Origin of the sequence: Agrobacterium rubi TR3 = NBRC 13261 (genome assembly GCF_000739935.1) — a bacterium.
GTDB classification, from domain to species: Bacteria; Pseudomonadota; Alphaproteobacteria; order Rhizobiales; family Rhizobiaceae; genus Agrobacterium; species Agrobacterium rubi.
Window position 1 is genome coordinate 43,653 of record NZ_BBJU01000032.1, and the last position, 16,612, is coordinate 60,264.

Genomic DNA, 16,612 nt, shown 5'->3' on the forward strand with positions numbered 1-16,612 from the left:
AGGTGGAAGCATCGACGCGACGGATGCAAGACATGCCCAAGGTGCTTTTAATCGATGATGACATCGAGCTCACAAATCTGCTCTGCGAATACCTGACCGAAGAAGGTTTCACGGTTGACACCACAGACGACGGCAGAACCGGTGTCGCTGTAGCAACGACGACGTCACTCGATCTCATTGTCCTCGACATCATGATGCCCCGTATGAACGGCCTCGATGTGTTGCGGAAAATCCGGCAGGTTAGCGATGTCCCGGTTCTGATGTTGACGGCCCGCGGTGATGACATTGATCGTATTTCCGGACTTAATCTCGGCGCGGACGATTATGTCGCCAAACCCTGTTCGCCGGGAGAACTGGCTGCTCGAATTCGAGCGATTCTGCGTCGATCCAGCCGAACCGAACGGGATGGTGGACTAGAGGTGCTGAAAACGGGCGCGCTGATGCTATATCCCTCAACCCGCAGAGCCGAGTGGTCCGGTACCCAGCTTGAACTGACTGGCACCGAGTTCAGTCTGCTCGAGGTGCTTGTCCGTTCTTCCGGCCAGTTGGTTTCCAAACAGGATATCTCGTTGCGCGCCTTCGGCAAGCCCCTGACCGCATTTGATCGCCGCATCGACGTCCATATCAGCAGTATCCGCCAAAAGCTCGGAACGCGCGAAGACGGGCAGCCCTGGATTCAGGCCGTAAGAGGACGCGGCTATCAGCTGTTAGAGGGCTAGCGATGCATCGACTGTTCTGGAAATTTTTCACCGTGGTTTGGCTGGCCATGGCAGGGTCAATAGCGCTGTTGTTTGCAATCAGCACCCTGTTCCAATCTCCTTTCGAAGAAGAAGTCACCAACCGCGAACACAGGCTTGCCTTGGACATAACTGCCCAGGTCTTGCAATCAGATGGAATGGACGCTGCACAGAAGCTGGTAGCAGCCATGCAGCGTACCGGTCGAGAATTATCCATTCGCATCAGCCCGGTTGGTCCAGCAATCGACTGCGTGGTGAAGGCGGGACATGACTTATTTGTAAATGCGGTGAGAGACGGCAATTGCTACGAGGTCGAGATTGCTGGATCGCCTCAGGGTGTGATTTCGAAAACCTGGCCCCGGACAGTGCCATGGTTGGCCGCACTCATGGCAGCCGCAGCGGCTGCTTACTGGCTCGCCCGGTACTTTATCACACCTGTGGAGCAACTGCGATATGGGCTGCGAGCCATAGCAAATGGTCAACTCGACGTCAGAATAGCACATACAATTGGCAGCAAGCGCGACGAAGTCGCCTCTTTGGCGCATGACCTCGACACTACGGCAGCACGGCTTCAGGAACTCCAGATTGCACAGCAACAGTTGTTTCACGATGTCTCTCACGAGATACGCTCACCCCTGTCAAGATTGCAGGCAGCTATCGGCGTATTGCAACAAAACCCGGCGCGGTTGACCGCAATGATCGAGCGAATGGGAAGAGAAGTCGAACGCTTAGATGAATTGGTTGGGGGAATTCTAACTCTGGCCAGGCTTTCGGAACGAAATGCTCCGCGCTTTGATCGACAGACACTGGATGTTGTCGATCTCGTGAGGGAGATTGTTGAGGATGCGAGTTTCGAAGGTCAGTCACGCGATATTTCGGTTCAATATGAAGGCGTCGACACATTCGTTGCTTCCGTCAACGGTGAATTGATTTACCGGGCGCTAGAAAACGTTATCCGCAATGCAATTGCCTACACCAGAGACAAGACTTCTGTTCTCGTCACTTCGGAACTACGCGGTCAGCAATTTTCACTGTCGATCCAGGATGCGGGACCTGGCGTACCGGACGCGGAACTGGACGCCATTTTCCAGCCGTTCTCACAGAGCTCCACCGTCACGACGCGTTCAGGCTTTGGCCTCGGCCTCGCCATCACCCGCCGCGCTGCCGAATGGCATGGCGGTTGCGCAACGGCCAGCAATACACCGTCAGGTGGACTACGTGTGGAAATCACGATCCCGGCCAGTTCCTGAGATGCTAGAGCGGTGATTTAGCCGCCCATCGTGGGTGTTAAATGAAAGCTGCGGTCTCTCCTCGTTTAAGATGGACTTCGCAACCAGGCTTACAATTTACCCAACTTTACACGACGTTTACAGCGCTTAACGTCTGGCTCTCTATGGATGTTGATCATTGTCTATAAGGAGTTTTACCTTGCCGGCCATTGATCATGAAGCTTTCCCCAAATCGTATCTTTTTCCGCTATATCGTCATGTCTCTCTGTTGATCTTCACATCGATGCTTGGCGGATGCGTTGTGGGGCCTGATTACGAAACGCCGTCTCTCTCACTACCCGCGAAGTGGAATGCGAAGGATAAGGCACGCGCTGAGGCACCGGACTTAAACGATTGGTGGAAGAAGCTCGATGACCAGGTGCTCAACGAACTTGTTGCTCATGCCGTGCAGGACAATCTCGATGTTGCAGTCGCAAAGGCGAAAATCCGAGAGGCCCGTGCGACCACTCGAGAGCAGATTGGGGGTCTGTTTCCAGCGGTATCTTCATCAGGCTCCGCTACCCGCGCCAGAAGCGAGTCCGGCAATGACCAAAGCTCATCAACTCAAAATCAGTTTCAGGCGGGTTTCGATTCGAGTTGGGAGCTCGACTTGTTTGGCGCAAACAGACGTGGGGTTGAAGCAGCGAGATACGGCGAACAGGCTACTGAAGAAGAGTTAGAAGATACGCTTGTGACCCTAATTGGGGACATTGCTGCCTCTTACGTGCAGGCACGGGAATATCAAGAGCTGATCGATCTGGCTGAACGCTCATCAAAATCACAGCGTCAAACGGTGAAGCTGACGAAGGAACTATTGAAGGAAGGCTATGCGACCATGGGTGATGTAACCAAGGCCGAGGCCCAGGCAGCTTACACCGAAGCCGACATTCCCTCCTATAAAATTTCCTATGCACAGTCGGTGCATCGGGTGAGCGTTCTAACCGGGCAGGCACCATCGGCGCTTGATGCTACATTCAACAAAAAACGCAAGATACCAGTACCTCCGACGTCGACCTCCACTGGCATTCCGGCAGATCTTCTGGTTAACCGCCCTGATGTCCGAGAGTCTGAGCGCAAACTGGCACAATCGACGGCTCGGATCGGTCAGGCGCAAGCCAACCGATATCCCTCTATTTCGCTATCGGGTTCGATTGATACTTCCGGCGCGAGTTTGGGCGATATCGGCAAAAAATCGACCATCGGGTGGTCGATCGGTCCTAACATCAACATACCGCTGTTTCAGGGTGGAAAACTGCAGGCGGCCGTTGATGTCACAAAGGCCCAGCGTGACCAAACTTACTTTACCTACCAGTCAACCGTTCTGTCTGCGATGGAAGATGTCCAGAACGCCATCGTTGCAATCAATCAATCGAGAATTCGGCAGTCGAAACTCGCTGTCTCCGTCCAACGGTATCGGCACACTTTACAGATGTCGACTGAGCTTAACAGAACGGGCGATAGCGATCTCTTCAGTTTGTTGGATACGGAGCGGTCACTGTACTCCGTCGAAGAGGATTTGATCGAGACGCGATCTGATGTTGCAACTTACTATATCGCCCTGAATAAGGCTCTCGGCGGTGGCTGGGGTGGTAAAATCGATTCATCAAAGCCCAGTATCACTGACGTTCATGAAGGGCCACATTCCACGCCGAAACACAGCCGCCATTGATCAGCTTCAAGCCTGTTACAGCGCATCGTTTGTCGTAGGCCTGCAAGATCAAGCGGCGAAACAAGCGATCGCGGACGATACGCGATGAAAGATTCGTGACGCGCAACCTCTCCTCTTCGAACACGAACAGAGCTTGGATGCTGTCCGAGAAGCCGGTGGGTTTAAGCGCCTCAATGGAATCCCCCGATCGCGGCAGTTCCGGGTGATCTTCTGCCAGGCCAATCGACAGTATCCAATTGAAATCTGCAACTTAGATTGACCGAACTGCAGCTGTGCACGTCCCGAAATACGTCCTGCGTCGTTGTGCACTCCGCGCTCAGTCACACCGTCTGGCCCGCTGAAGGGAACGGCGGTGACGAAATCGAGATAGCTACTGGGTTCGATGAGAGCCAGATACATTCCAGGCGCTTTGGGATCCGGAATAACCTGTGCGACTTCGGCCACCGGAAAATATTCCCGCGTCGCCGCCACTTTCCGAGGTTCATAGTATACGATCCAGTCTCCGACGCAGGCTTGGACGCAACCGAGATACTGGCTCGGAAACTGATATTGCTCAGCCGGGCTGTCTTCGTAGATCGTATCTGTGCGGTGAATGAAAGCCCCGAATCCCGTAGTCGATCTCTATCATGGTGACCGCGATTTAAGCCAGAGAGATCGATCATTCGCGGATCGCAATCGTGGTAGAGATATTCTCAACAACCAGGCCTATATCGGGCTACTCGCCTTCAATCACCTTGCCTATCGAAAAAATCCCACGACAGCACGTCGGGTCTCACGGGACAATGCAGCCGAGCACATGTCGTGCAGGAGGTGCCTTCGCTCAGAATCCTTGAAGATACCCTTTGGCAACGGGTGAAGATGCGCCACGAGAGCTGGCGCACGGTCTAGGATATAGTTGTCACCGTTCGGACGGACGGCTTCAATCCGCACAGGTGCTAAGGATCGGTGTCATCAGCCTGACATGCTTATCGACACGCTCGAGAACTTTATGCGGAACGACTTGCCGTTCCGGCAATGACCACCAAAGTTCGTTGATACGCTCGACCGTGTCGGCAACTGCCCTGAGGACGGCTGCTTCCGGCAGGCGGGCGCGATTGGAGAAGGCTTTCCAGCGCTGCACCGTCATCGCCTTGAAGGGGCGCTCGCCGGCAAGCGACAGCGCCATAGCATCCGCGGGGATGTAAGGCACTGTCGAGAGTACGTCGTAGACAGGCGCGAGTTGCGGCGTGTCGCCAGCTTCGCGATAGATGAGCGACCAGTTCTTGAGGTGCATATCGCCGTTGCCGGTGATCGCGGCGAGAGCCAGCCTGCGGACGAATTCGAGTGCGGCCGCAGACGAAACGGCAACGTTTAGGGCTGCGGCGATATCATGATAGGCCGCACCTTCGTACTTTCGCGAGGGATTGACGCCGAACACCTGCGCGAAATCCTCGATATGGATCCGCTCGCCGTTTGCGCCGCGATCGAAACGTTTGACGAGCAGGACTTTTCCGTCCGACAGCGTCTCGAACTCCTTTGGAATACCTTCGAACTCCGATTGCTCGACTAGTTCGCGTTCCGGAACCTCCATTCCGATCGCTTCAGCCAATGCGAGATTGGCATATTCGTTTTCCGATACGCCAAGAAACGAAGTGGATGGAAACTTGGCTATGTATGATCCCTGGTCGTCACCGAGCGGCAGCGTCAGTCCACCCCCTTTCCCAGTGTTCTTGATTACGGAAAGCTTCATCTGGACACCGGCGAGCGAAAACCGTACTTTCGGCTTGGGAACAGACAGGTTTTCGAGACCCGCGACCGTTCCATCACTTGGCACGACGCGGACAGCCCCCGGCAGATCCGAGCCGAGTGCGACGAGCAGGTCGAAGTCGTTGCCCGCACGAACACCCCCCGCGTGGTGTTTTTCCATCGCCTCACGCAGTTTGTCTTCGGGGAGCAGATTGGCAAAGAACGCCGGCAACGCTCTGGCAATGGGTTTCGGGTCCTTGCGCAAGCCGCCGGTGGCTGCGCGAAAAGACAGGCTGAGCACCGGGAAGCCGCCGGTCGCGCGATAGCTGCCTTCGAAGCTGAAGGCGTTGAAGTCGCCAGGCGTCCGAACGATTGTGCCGACCCTCACATCGTTCAACAGCACGTCGAGGGACGAAATCGATCGCGGATCGGAGGATGCCTCAGACATTCTCGTTCCCATCTGGGTGAGCCATGAATGCTGGAAGATCATCGAGATCGTCATGCGGCCGCAACAGCGCATCGACGGCCGGAACCAGAGCTTGTGGTATGAGCATCAATTCAAGGCCGAGCGCGCGGGCGATGTTGATGAGGGTCGTCGTGCGCGCAGCACTACTTCCAGCTTCTATCTCACGATAACGGGGACGCGATATACCCGCCATGTCGGCAACCTGCTCCTGCGTCAGTCGCCGGACTTTTCGCGTAGACTTCAGCAACTGCCCGATTTCCGACAAGGCATCTGACTCAGGCCGTGCCATCTTACCTACCCAAACGTTTTTCATTGCAGGAGATAAGCTATCTCAAACATCCCGAGCTCAGTCAACAAAAAGAAATAAATACGGATCATTACCCATCAATTGATCCATTTACCTATCAAGCCGATTTTCGGAACCGATGCCCCTCTGTCAGCAAGCCGTATCCAACATACATGCTTTGTCGAAGGCAGCCCCCTATTCCCGCTCGCCCTCGACACTGGTGCCAGAGAGAAACGGAGTGAGAATGCCCAAACACGTTCTATCTCACGTCATGTCCAGCGGAAAATCTCGGCATTCTGTCAGGTGCGTATCGCACAGATATCCGCAAAGCTGTTGTTGGAGAATATCCTTGCAACGCAGAAAGAACGCCGAATAACAGTGGTGATCTAGAAGAATATTTTGAATCACTGATTATGATCGAAAGCTTACGCATGTTGGGTGACTGATTTTTTCAATAACCAGGCAGCACACGGCAAGAAGAACGCCATTCTTAATGGTATCTGATTAAAAAGGTGCGTAAGGAATACTAATATCGGTAAATGCTTTACGATGCATCCATAGCTGACGACATGTACCAATTACTTCCGCTTCACCATCCGCCGAAGCATAGATCGTGCTCTCGATTTACGTGGAATAAGCTCAATGTCACTAACCAGCTTTGCGCCACCGTCCTGGCGCTCCAGCGTAATCTTGCGGCTGTGAAATGCTTCCAACTCGGCACGATGCGCCACGCTGATAATCGTGGCGTCGGGTAGCTCATCGATAACAGTCTGCATCATCTTGTCCTGACTTTTTTCGTCCAGCGCTGCTGTCGCTTCGTCCATCACAATGATATCGGGGGCGTTGAGCAGCAGGCGTGCAAAGGTAAGTCGTTGTTTTTCTCCGCCAGACAGTGTCTGGTCCCAAGGCGCCTCGTCCTCGATCTTGTCCTTGAGTTGGCCAAGACCGACCTTGTCTAGGGCGGCGCCGATCTCTTCCGCCGACCAGCTTTCCGCCGGTTGCGGATAAGACACCGCGCGGCGCAGCGTCCCGGCTGGAATGTATGGCCTCTGTGGCAGCATAAACAACTGGCTGCCTACGCGGAAATTCACGCTGCCGCCGCCCCAGGGCCAGAGGCCGGAAATGGCGCGGACCAGCGTGCTTTTGCCCGAGCCCGACTCTCCTGACACCAAAACTCTCTCGCCCGCACCAATTTTCACATCCGTTTCCTTTACGACGGCGGTTCCATCTCCCAGGGACACGGACACATCCTTGAGGCTAAGCATGGTCTCGCCTTCTGTCTCACCGCGAACGATGCGGCCAAAACTGTCACTTTTTTCAGCCCGTTCAAGGCCATCAAGCGACATCATAAGTGAGGCGACACGTCGAGCACAAGCGTTCCAGTCGGCCAGGCGCGGATAGTTATCGACCAGCCAGCCAAATGCGGACTGAACGATGGTAAATGCGGACGCTGCCTGCATGACCTCGCCCAGTGACATGCTGCCATCAAGAAACTTCGGTGCACACAGCAAAACCGGCACGACTGGTGCGATCAGCATTGAACTGTTGGAGACGACCGTGGTGCGCATATATTGCTGCGCCATAAGCCGCCATTGTCTCCGGACAGTGTCGAACCTTTTGTCGAGATCGTTGCGCTCCTCCTCTTCCCCTCCAAGCAGGGCAATGCTCTCACCATTTTCCCTAACGCGGGTCAGCGTGTAACGGAATTCTGCTTCAACCTGATTCTTAACTTCGGAGACCTTGACGAAGTTTCGGGCAATAAAGGCGATGGATGTGGAGGTAATTGCCGCGTAAATGATGGCGGCTATGACGAGGAAGCCAGGAATGGTGACCCAGACACCGCCAATGGACAGCGTTAGCGCCCCACCAATCGTCCACAGGACGACGATGAAGGTTGAGGCGGACACGAAGGCGGCGATGACGCCAGAGACGAAATCGACCGGCGCTTCGGTGGCGATGCGCATATCCTCCGAGAGCCTTGCCTCGGGATTTTTGTGGTCGCCATCGATCAAATTGAGCTGGTAGTAGCGGCCGTTTGCAATCCATCTGCCAACGAGCAACTTGGTCAGCCAAGAGCGCCAGCGCCGCTGAATGCGCATTCTGACATAGACCTGTGAGGTGACGATGAACACGCTTCCGATAACCAGAAGCGGGAAAATGGAGGCGAGGGAATAGACCGTTGACGCGTCCCGTTTTTCGATCGCGTCGAATATTCCACGATTCCAGATATTGATCCCATATTGGAAGCCGACATTGATCCCGATCATGGCCAGCAGGCCAAGCGTGAATAGCCATGCCAGCTTATCGCCTCGGCGGCTCCAGAAGCCGCGAGCGCTGATCCAGAAACGCTTAAGCAAGTATTTTCGACGTGCTTCCTGAGCCTCTTCCGGTGTCAATCCGGCAGTGGGTTCCCCTTCCTCTGGAGGAAGCTCTTCAGCATCATCATGAACATCTTGGGGAGATGCAGCTTTTTCGCCGGATTCATTGGCACCAGGGGCCGGCTTCGGTTCGATTTCATTATTTTTCATGGGCGCTGAACGACTAAAGATCGGAAAGGTTTCACGACTTTGTGAATGTGCGTGAATTATTCTTTAGAATGGTATAGTGGAACCAAAGAGATGTAGGTTGCAACATTCAGAGCACGCGTCAAAACAACCAAAAGAATTGGATCAGGGGCACGTCGCAGCAAGCGTCAACAATTATGGCCGATTGGCACCTAGACTGTCGGCGCTTTGAGCCAGTATCTGTTGCAAACGGCGAATATCTTGAAATCTGGCGTGATTTCCTGATCCCTGTACATTTCCGTTCGACGGCAGGTGAGCATTAAACTGCCACCGCCCAACGGCTGTGATGAGGCGTACAGAAATGACCCCGTCAACGTGAAAATATCAAGGCGTTATCGTGCGTATCGGCACAGTCACCCTCCGCCGGTTCACAGTATTCTGCAAGGTTGGGTCGATGATACCGATGTTGACCTCAACCTCACCAATGCGGCGGAACTTCAAAAACGTGCTTTTTTATCCCACGGCTTACAAGCCGGGCACATTGCGGGAAAAGCTGTTCGGCGCGGGCAACTATTTACCCGCAAACCACCCGGCACACCGTTATCGCGACATTCAAGCGGTCAAACGCGAGGGGGCTGCCCTTATGGCGTCAGCACCGAGAGCTGCCGTTGCCTGAAAAGCAGAGCGCCACCGCCTTGAAGAGCGGTGGCGCGTTTTCGTGAAGGCGGTGAAGCCTAGTGACGTTCCAAAGCCCTGCGATTGGCCGCACCGGCCACCAGCACAAGAAAAATCAGCACACCGGTGGCCACCTGTTGCCAGTAGAAATTAAGGCCTGACAACAAGAGACCGTTGGTAACGATGCTCAGCAACAGCACACCCAGCACGGTGCCAGCCACGTTTGGTCGCCCATGGGGATTGAGGGTCGTGCCGATGAATGTCGCGCCGATGGCATTGAGCAGGAAAGCGTTGCCGGATGAAGGAATATAGACGGTGACCGTCGAGGTGACGATCAACCCGGCCAGTGCGGCGATCAGGGCTGCGACGATGTAGGTCGTGGCGATCTGCCGCGACCAGCGAATTCCTGAATAGCGCACCACACTCGCCTGAATACCCGAGGCAATCACCATCCTGCCGAACCGGCTTCGCGACAGCACTGCCCATGCCGCCACGATAACGACAAAGGCGATGACAAGCGGGACAGGAATGCCGAGAAGATTGCCGTGACCGAGGGCCTTGAACGCATCCGGAATCGTCGCAGGCGGCAGATAGACAGGGTTGCCGCCATTGGTCAGAAGCTGCTGGATGCTGCGCCCCACAAACAGCGTACCAAGCGTTGCCAGAAACGGCGAAATGCCAATTCCGGAGATGAGAATGGCATTGAACACACCGACCATTCCGCCGCCTAAAAGCCCAGCCAAGGCAGCAACCCAGACAGGCTGGCCGGCAACGACGAGGGAGACGAAAAAGAAGCTGGCGAAATCGATGGATGTGCCAACCGAAAGGTCGATGCCACCCGACGCGACCACGAATGTCATGGCGATTGCAGTGATCGCCAGCAGCGTGAAGTTGTTGACAAGCAGGCTCGTCAAATTGGCCGATGTCAGAAATCCTGGTGCTGCATAGGAAAACAGGATGAACACGGCGAGCAGAATGATCGGCAATGCGTATCGCGTGACGAAAGAAGAGCGGCTTTGCGCCGGTGTTTCCGTCTTTGGAAGAGATGCGGATTGAAATGCCATCTTAGCGGTTCTCCCTGCGCAGAATGGTTGTGGCAGAGACCACCAGCAGGATCAGAACGCCCTGGATACCATTGACCAATGTGCTGGAAATGTTGAGTAACTGAAAGCCGTTGATGAGGCATCCGATGAAGATCGCAGACAGAAATGTACCGGTTATTGTCGGCACGAGCCTGCGGGAAAATACCGAACCCAACAGTGCGATGACGACCACCGGCAACAGCATTTCCCCGGCACCGGTCGTGCTTCCGCTCAAATACGATACCGACAGAATACCGGCCACACCACCGCAAAAGCCGCTGGCCAGAAATGAACCCGCAACGAAGCGTTTCACCCGCAGGCCGGATGCCGTTGCTGCCTCGGGGAACTCTCCCACCGCATAAAGCCGCAAACCAACCGGCGTGTATTGCACGATTGCCGCTGCAAAAATGGTAACGATCACAAGCACGTAGGCCAGGACTGGAATGTCCAGAGGACCATAACCGGAAAAGGCTGAGAGAACATCCGAGGACGCCGAGATGACCGTGTTCTGGGTGAGCACGAGTTCCAGACCGGCAACGATATTCATCACCGCCAATGTCGCAAGCAAAGGCGCTATTCCAGCGATCGTCACCGCGAAAGCGTTGACCGCACCAATCAGCAGCCCCACGCCCAAGGCACCTGCTGCGGCAACACCATCGCCATGCCCGCTCTGCAACAGCGTGGCATAGACGGCCGCACTCAGCCCCATATTGGCAGCAAGCGACAGATCTATGCCACCTTTGACGACATTCGATCCCCCCGCGATCAAAACGACAGTGAGCCCAATGGCAAGCACACCCGCAATGGCCGACTGCGACAGAACATTGCCGAGGTTTCCGACAGACAAAAAAAACGGCGTTGCGACAGAGAAATACCCGAACACAAGCCCGAAGACGGCCAGCGCACCACCACGCAGAAACAGAATTTCGAAATGCTTCGACAAACGAATTTTATCTGAATGACCCGCACCAACGCCATCGAGCGCGACAGTGGCCGGATAGGATGTATCAGCGACCATGGTCATGCCCTTCCAAAGCGCCCGTGACTTCTGCTAGCACCTGCTGCTGGCTTGCTTGCGATGACTGTAACTCGCGCGTGATCCGACCGCGGTAGAACACCAGAATTCGATCCGTGATGCCGAGCAGTTCCTCGATATCCGACGACAGTACAATAACACCCGCGCCGCGCCCCACCAGTTCGCTGATCAGCGTGTAAATCTCGACCTTGGCGGCGACATCGACGCCCACCGAGGGCTCATCGAGCAGATAAATTTCGGATTGGCGGCTGAGCCACTTTGCCAGGGCGACCTTCTGCTGGTTGCCGCCAGAGAGTGTACGGACCAGCGCATCGGTGCCATCGGCTTTGATGTGCAAACGCGCTATGAGATCATTGGCATGCTTTTGCTCTTTGCGTCTGTCTAAAAATCCCAGCCCCGAAAAACGCACCAGACTGGCAAGCGTCATGTTTTCACCAACCGTCATATCCAGCGCAACGCCGTCACGCCTGCGATCTTCCGGCACGAGGGCAATCCTGCGCGTGGTGGCTGTTGCAGGCGATGATAGAGACACACTTTCTCCCAGCACCCGGATCGACCCCGCGGACGGCCTTTCAAGCCCAAACAGTGAGAGGATCAGGTCTTTCGCACCCGATCCCACCAGACCGGTCAAACCGACAACCTCGCCCCGCCTTAAACCGAAGCAGACATCGCAGTACTTGCCCGTAAGCTCCAGCGCTTCGACATTCAGCAGTGTTTCTCCAAAAGCCACGTCTGCCTTGGGGTAAAGCTCATCGATCGTCCGGTTGACCATGAGGGTGCCGATATGGGTAGCGGATGTCTCTGAGACAGGCAGCGTCGCCACATCGCGGCCATTGCGCAACACGGTAACGGTGTCGCAAATGTCAATGATCTCGCCAAGATAATGCGAGATATAGATGACGGTGATCCCGTCGGCGCGAAGCTTGCGAATGAGACCGAAGAGAAGATCGGCCTCCTGCCGCACCAGCGCTGCCGTGGGCTCGTCGAACACCAGAACCTTGGGGTTATCCAAAAGCGCACGCGTGATCTGAACTATCTGCTTTTCCGCCGCAGTCAGTTCCAAGATCAACGCGGAAGTCGGCAATCTCACGCCGAAATAGCGTTCCAGCGTCTGCGCTGCCCGCCGCCGCATCAATCCCCGGTCAAGAAAAGGCGTGCCGGCGATGCGCGGTTCCCGACCGAGAAAAAGCGCCTCGCCGACGGTGAACGTCGGCACCAGAAGCCGGTCCTGATGGATGAAACGGATGCCGAGGCTTTCCACCAGATGTGGGGTGAGCCGGTCATGTACCTTGCCGTCGATTTCGATCACGCCGCTATCGACGGAGTGCAGCCCGGCAAGCAGCTTGATGAGCGTGGACTTGCCGGCACCGTTTTGCCCGACCAGCCCATGCACTGTCCCCGGCTTGACGCTGAGCGAAGCATGATCCAACGCCTGCGCACCACCAAAGGCCTTGCTGATATTTTCAAAGCGGATGATCGCAGCGGCTGACGCAGGCGCTTCACTGTCTATATCGAGGGCAAAAGCCATGACAAATCTCCCCGGAATCGCGCTGCGGCCGTTACCCGATGCCGAGTTTCTTCGTCACCTCAGCGACATTCGCCTTGTTGGCGAGCAGTGCCGGCACATAGGTCTCACGCGCAATCGCCTGCCCGGCCAAATGACGCGCCACATTACGGATCGCTATCCTCCCGAGTTCGGCAGGTTGCTGGGCGACATCGGCAGCGGCTGGCGAATTGGAGTCGGCGACCAGTTGAAGAACTTCGGGGCTGCCATCCACACCGTAGGTTTTGATCTCCGTCCGGTCAGCAGCCGTCAGGGCCTGCGTCGCACCCAGTTGAGGGATATCCCAGGCAGACCAGACAGCCTTGATGGAGCCCTTTTCCGGGTACTTGTTCAAAATGGCGGTGATCTGCGTAAACGCGTCCTGCACCGTGTTGGGTATGACGTCGCGCAATTCCGGCTGAATAATCTTGATCTTGGGAAAATACTTGGTGACGGTGACGAGTTGGTCGTAGCGGATCGCGCAAGGCGTGACGCCGTAAAAACCGTTGAAGACGACAATATTGCCTTCGCCGCCGATGTCGGACACGAGTTGCAGCGCCAGATCCTTGCCAATGCCCCAGTTATCGGAGGTCGAATTGTTCAGCGAATTCGTCGAACCGACATCGATGGTAAACACGGGAATGCCTGAGTCCCGCGCCCGTTTCAGCCAGGGGTCGATCACGCTCAACGTGCCCAGCAGTTGCACGATCGCGTCTGGCTTTTGCGCAATCAGCGTCTGCAACTGCGACACAAGCTTGCCGTCATTGCGTCCGGCATCGACCGCGATCGGCTCGCCACCCAGCTTTTTGACCTCATCGATCTGGGCGTTGTAGGCCTGCAGGTCAAAAAAGTGATCGGTGCCAGTCGCGCTGATGCCGATGCGCTTGCCTTTCAAAGACAGGCCATCTTCCGCAAGAGCACCAGTTTTCAGTGTCATTCCAACACCCGCTGCAACACCAGCGACCGTTGTGAGCTTGAGAAGATTGCGGCGGTTTAGGCCGGAGGAAAGTTCGTCTGTCATGGCACGCCTCGATTAATTGATATAATCCATAATTAAGATCAACTAATCCCAGGCGGACAGGCAGAATTTTCCAAAAGCGCGAAGCTGGTTGAAAATTCTGCGAGATCTGCGCGTCACGTTAGGCGAACAATGTCACGTTAGCTTCATACGTGCGATAGCTCTGCCAACGGGCAGAGACAACTCTGATGAAAGACGTTCCGCACGATACGCTCCGATCGCTGGATAGGCTGTTAGACGTTGACCTGTCTATCGGCCAGACGCGCTTTCACTGGCTACGCTCGGCGCGAGAAGCGCCTGATGCATCGAACATAGTCGGGTTGACCGAGCGGATAGCCTTTTTGCGGCGGCTGGAGATCGATCCGACGTTGCAAGCGCGCATAGCCGCGGGACGGTGGGACCGGATGATCCGGGAGGGTGACGCAACTCTGCCATTGGGTCTGAACCTGTCGGTCAGCTTTGGGCGGACAGAGGTGGAAGCGGTCTTCCAGTGTCGCAAAGCCTGTCGCTCAGGCCGGTGTTGCATCTAATTATCACGACACTTTCCCAATCTTTCAAACAGGTCGTCAAGATCAGCGCGAGCGCGGGCGATGTCTTCACCGTCGCCGTTGCGTTCGGCAAAGGCCACCTGGCGGCGAAATAGATCCTCAGCGCTAGCATGATCACCGGCCGAGAAGCTGGCAATCGCCAAATCGCGCAGCGTCGCGCCGATCACGTCGAGAATTTCGTGCTGCTCGGCGATCGCCAGTCGTCGGCGCATAAGTTCCACCGATCTGTCGGGGTGGTCGAGCGCGTATTCGTTCTGGGCGAGGTTGGCGATTATACGTAACAGGGCCGGATCGCTCTCGCCTAACACGATCTCGGCGCGTGCGAGAGCCTCAGAATTGAGCTTGCGCGCCTCTTCGAATTCGTTGGTCTCATGTAGGCAGAAGGCGAGATCGGTCATCGCGGCGAGCACGGCGTTCTCCTCCGCTTCCGGATCGGACTCGACGATCTTAAGTGCGTCGCGATGCAGATTGACCGCTTCCTGCCACTTGTGATCGCGGGCGAACGCGATGGCCCTGGCGGTTGTCAGCGAGGCGCGTTCCGGCGGGGTCAGGAAGGAATGCCGGCCGTCGATCGCAAGTGCCGTTTCAACCGGCTCGAGATAGGCAGGATTGTGCTGCTTCCACAGTACGAAGCCGCGGATCAGGCTCGATCTGCCAAGGACATAGGGCTGGTCGGCCGCAGGATTGTCCTTGTCCTCGACCAGTTGCTGGCAAAGGCGTGCCAGCTCCAGAAATAGCGCCTCGACGCTGAAGCTACTCTTTGGATCGCGGACCATTGCCCGCAGGTCCTCAAGCCGTTGTTCGGGGTCGATGGCAGAGGAAAATTCCTCGCCCATTCTTTTGAGAACCCGCTCAATATCTTCGCCTGCATCCTCGCGACCACCAGCCTGGGCACGACGGTACAGGTAAAGCGCCTCTTCCAGGTTCCGCTCGGTGCCTTTTCCATCCTCGTTCGCGCGACCGAGCGTGTATGCCGCCCGGTCAAAACCGTTCAGGAGCGCGTCGGAGAGAAGCAGAATGCCTTTTTCAGCATCCTCTTTCACGATAGTTCCATAATAGTAGGCGACGCCGAGATTGTTGGAACCGCGCGGATTGCCGGTCTGAAGCGCTCGACGATACCAGTAGAGCTCCCGAAGTGGGCTCTTACGAATGCCGGAACCGGAACCGTAGCGGTAGCCAAGGCTGACCATGGCATCGCCATCGCCACGACGGGCGCCCTGCTTGAAGAATTTGACCGCCCGGCGCTGATCTTGCCTTAGCCCGGCGCGGCCGTCCGCGTAGAAATGGCCGAGATTGCCCATGGCCGTGCCGCAGCCGGCCTTGGCGCCCTGCTCATAATACTCGCGCGCCTTGATTAGATTGACGGGGAACGGTCCGTCGCCGTGCTGGTACATACTGGCGATATTGTTCATCGCATCGCCATGGCCGAGCGTGGCTGCCTTTTCGTACCATTCGACAGCCTGCGCCCTGTCAAGGCTGATGCCGCAATAGCCTTGATCGTAAATGTCGCCTAATACGAAGGCTGCGTCGGCATCGCCAGAAAGCACCCGTTGCTTCAGCTCGTCGAGCGGAACATCGTAGAGCTTGTGCCAGCGTTTTTCAGGCGCGGGGCCTGCAGTGCGCTTTTCGAAATAGCGATCCGCAAGCGTTGCGAGATATTTCCTCAGCATGATTTGTTGTCCTCGTCGATAAGTTGCCGAGCGTGCTCAATCTGCTCGACTGACAGGATCGGCGATCTGGCCAGCGCTTGTGTGCTTTACGATCATGAATCGCTCAATAACCAGCACCACGACGTTTAGCCTTGTGAATGCTACCGCAATGCGCCCGTTAAAGCCTTGCACGCCATATCTGCTTGCCCGCGAACCCTGCAAGGTACGGGAAGAAGGCGCAGGACATGCTCTGGTCTGCAATGGTTCTTGCCGCCTCTGCTTCCACGCTGCCAAGGGCAGAGGGTACAGGTCACGCCGCGCTGCCGCAACAGTGGAGTGCACCCCATTTCACCGGACAGGTCGGCTAGGTTGATTTAGCTCTGATGAACTGCCGAGGGGAAGCCAT

The 16,612-nt window shown here is 56.0% G+C and carries 12 protein-coding genes and 3 pseudogenes; 6 read left to right on the forward strand and 9 right to left on the reverse strand.

From position 1 onward, the window contains the following. Positions 1–32 precede the first annotated feature (32 nt). The 3 genes from RRU01S_RS23205 to RRU01S_RS23215 all read left to right on the forward strand — a co-directional run bounded on the left by RRU01S_RS23205 (position 33) and on the right by RRU01S_RS23215 (position 3,674). The gene (locus tag RRU01S_RS23205) at positions 33–719 is read left to right on the forward strand and encodes a response regulator (RefSeq protein ID WP_045232619.1); all 687 of its coding nucleotides are present in this window, start codon (positions 33–35) and stop codon (positions 717–719) included. 2 nt (positions 720–721) lie between these two features. Beyond that, complete coding sequence (locus RRU01S_RS23210; RefSeq protein WP_045232602.1) at positions 722–1,987, forward strand: HAMP domain-containing sensor histidine kinase; 1,266 nt, start codon at positions 722–724, stop codon at positions 1,985–1,987. Between the two features lie 178 nt (positions 1,988–2,165). Beyond that, positions 2,166–3,674 carry an efflux transporter outer membrane subunit gene (locus RRU01S_RS23215; RefSeq protein ID WP_234936199.1) on the forward strand — a complete coding sequence of 503 codons (1,509 nt, stop codon included), beginning with the start codon at positions 2,166–2,168 and terminating at the stop codon, positions 3,672–3,674. On the opposite strand, the pseudogene RRU01S_RS26585 reads toward RRU01S_RS23215, so the two are convergent. The 4 genes and pseudogenes from RRU01S_RS26585 to RRU01S_RS23230 all read right to left on the reverse strand — a co-directional run. Continuing rightward, positions 3,664–4,268, reverse strand: a pseudogene (locus RRU01S_RS26585) (HNH endonuclease); the annotation flags it as partial. The gene RRU01S_RS23215 and the pseudogene RRU01S_RS26585 sit on opposite strands and share 11 nt — an antisense overlap. Before the next feature lie 325 nt (positions 4,269–4,593). After that, positions 4,594–5,847: a type II toxin-antitoxin system HipA family toxin gene (locus RRU01S_RS23220; RefSeq protein WP_045232603.1), complete on the reverse strand. Its 1,254-nt coding sequence runs from the start codon at positions 5,845–5,847 to the stop codon at positions 4,594–4,596. Then, entirely contained in the window at positions 5,840–6,154 is a 315-nt protein-coding gene (locus tag RRU01S_RS23225) for a helix-turn-helix domain-containing protein (protein WP_045232604.1), read from the reverse strand. Before RRU01S_RS23225 ends, RRU01S_RS23220 begins: the two co-directional genes overlap by 8 nt. Before the next feature lie 575 nt (positions 6,155–6,729). Beyond that, positions 6,730–8,679 carry an ABC transporter ATP-binding protein/permease gene (locus RRU01S_RS23230; protein WP_045232605.1) on the reverse strand — a complete coding sequence of 650 codons (1,950 nt, stop codon included), beginning with the start codon at positions 8,677–8,679 and terminating at the stop codon, positions 6,730–6,732. A 393-nt stretch (positions 8,680–9,072) separates the two neighbouring features. Here RRU01S_RS23230 and RRU01S_RS23235 point away from each other — a divergent pair. After that, a pseudogene (locus tag RRU01S_RS23235) lies at positions 9,073–9,331 on the forward strand (5,10-methylene tetrahydromethanopterin reductase); the annotation flags it as partial. Between the two features lie 58 nt (positions 9,332–9,389). Here RRU01S_RS23235 and RRU01S_RS23240 read toward each other — a convergent pair. The 4 genes from RRU01S_RS23240 to RRU01S_RS23255 are packed head-to-tail and all read right to left on the reverse strand — an operon-like array spanning position 9,390 to position 14,012. Beyond that, a complete protein-coding gene (locus RRU01S_RS23240; protein WP_045232607.1) occupies positions 9,390–10,394 on the reverse strand; it encodes an ABC transporter permease in 1,005 nt (334 codons plus the stop codon). 1 nt (position 10,395) lies between these two features. Beyond that, positions 10,396–11,430: an ABC transporter permease gene (locus RRU01S_RS23245; RefSeq protein ID WP_081880181.1), complete on the reverse strand. Its 1,035-nt coding sequence runs from the start codon at positions 11,428–11,430 to the stop codon at positions 10,396–10,398. Then, a complete protein-coding gene (locus RRU01S_RS23250) occupies positions 11,420–12,976 on the reverse strand; it encodes a sugar ABC transporter ATP-binding protein (RefSeq protein ID WP_045232608.1) in 1,557 nt (518 codons plus the stop codon). The genes RRU01S_RS23245 and RRU01S_RS23250 overlap by 11 nt, the downstream gene beginning before the upstream one ends. Positions 12,977–13,007: 31 nt before the next feature. After that, positions 13,008–14,012, reverse strand: a complete 1,005-nt coding sequence (locus tag RRU01S_RS23255; RefSeq protein ID WP_045232609.1) for a sugar ABC transporter substrate-binding protein — start codon at positions 14,010–14,012, stop codon at positions 13,008–13,010. 164 nt (positions 14,013–14,176) lie between these two features. On the opposite strand from RRU01S_RS23255, the pseudogene RRU01S_RS26805 reads away from it, so the two are divergent. Then, positions 14,177–14,437, forward strand: a pseudogene (locus tag RRU01S_RS26805) (hypothetical protein); the annotation flags it as partial. A 98-nt stretch (positions 14,438–14,535) separates the two neighbouring features. Here RRU01S_RS26805 and RRU01S_RS23265 read toward each other — a convergent pair. Continuing rightward, positions 14,536–16,227 (reverse strand): SEL1-like repeat protein, encoded by a 1,692-nt coding sequence (locus RRU01S_RS23265; RefSeq protein ID WP_045232611.1) that lies wholly within the window; start codon positions 16,225–16,227, stop codon positions 14,536–14,538. Between the two features lie 224 nt (positions 16,228–16,451). Here RRU01S_RS23265 and RRU01S_RS26725 point away from each other — a divergent pair, with 224 nt between their 5' ends. After that, positions 16,452–16,574: a hypothetical protein gene (locus RRU01S_RS26725; RefSeq protein ID WP_268823032.1), complete on the forward strand. Its 123-nt coding sequence runs from the start codon at positions 16,452–16,454 to the stop codon at positions 16,572–16,574. Positions 16,575–16,612: the final 38 nt, after the last annotated feature.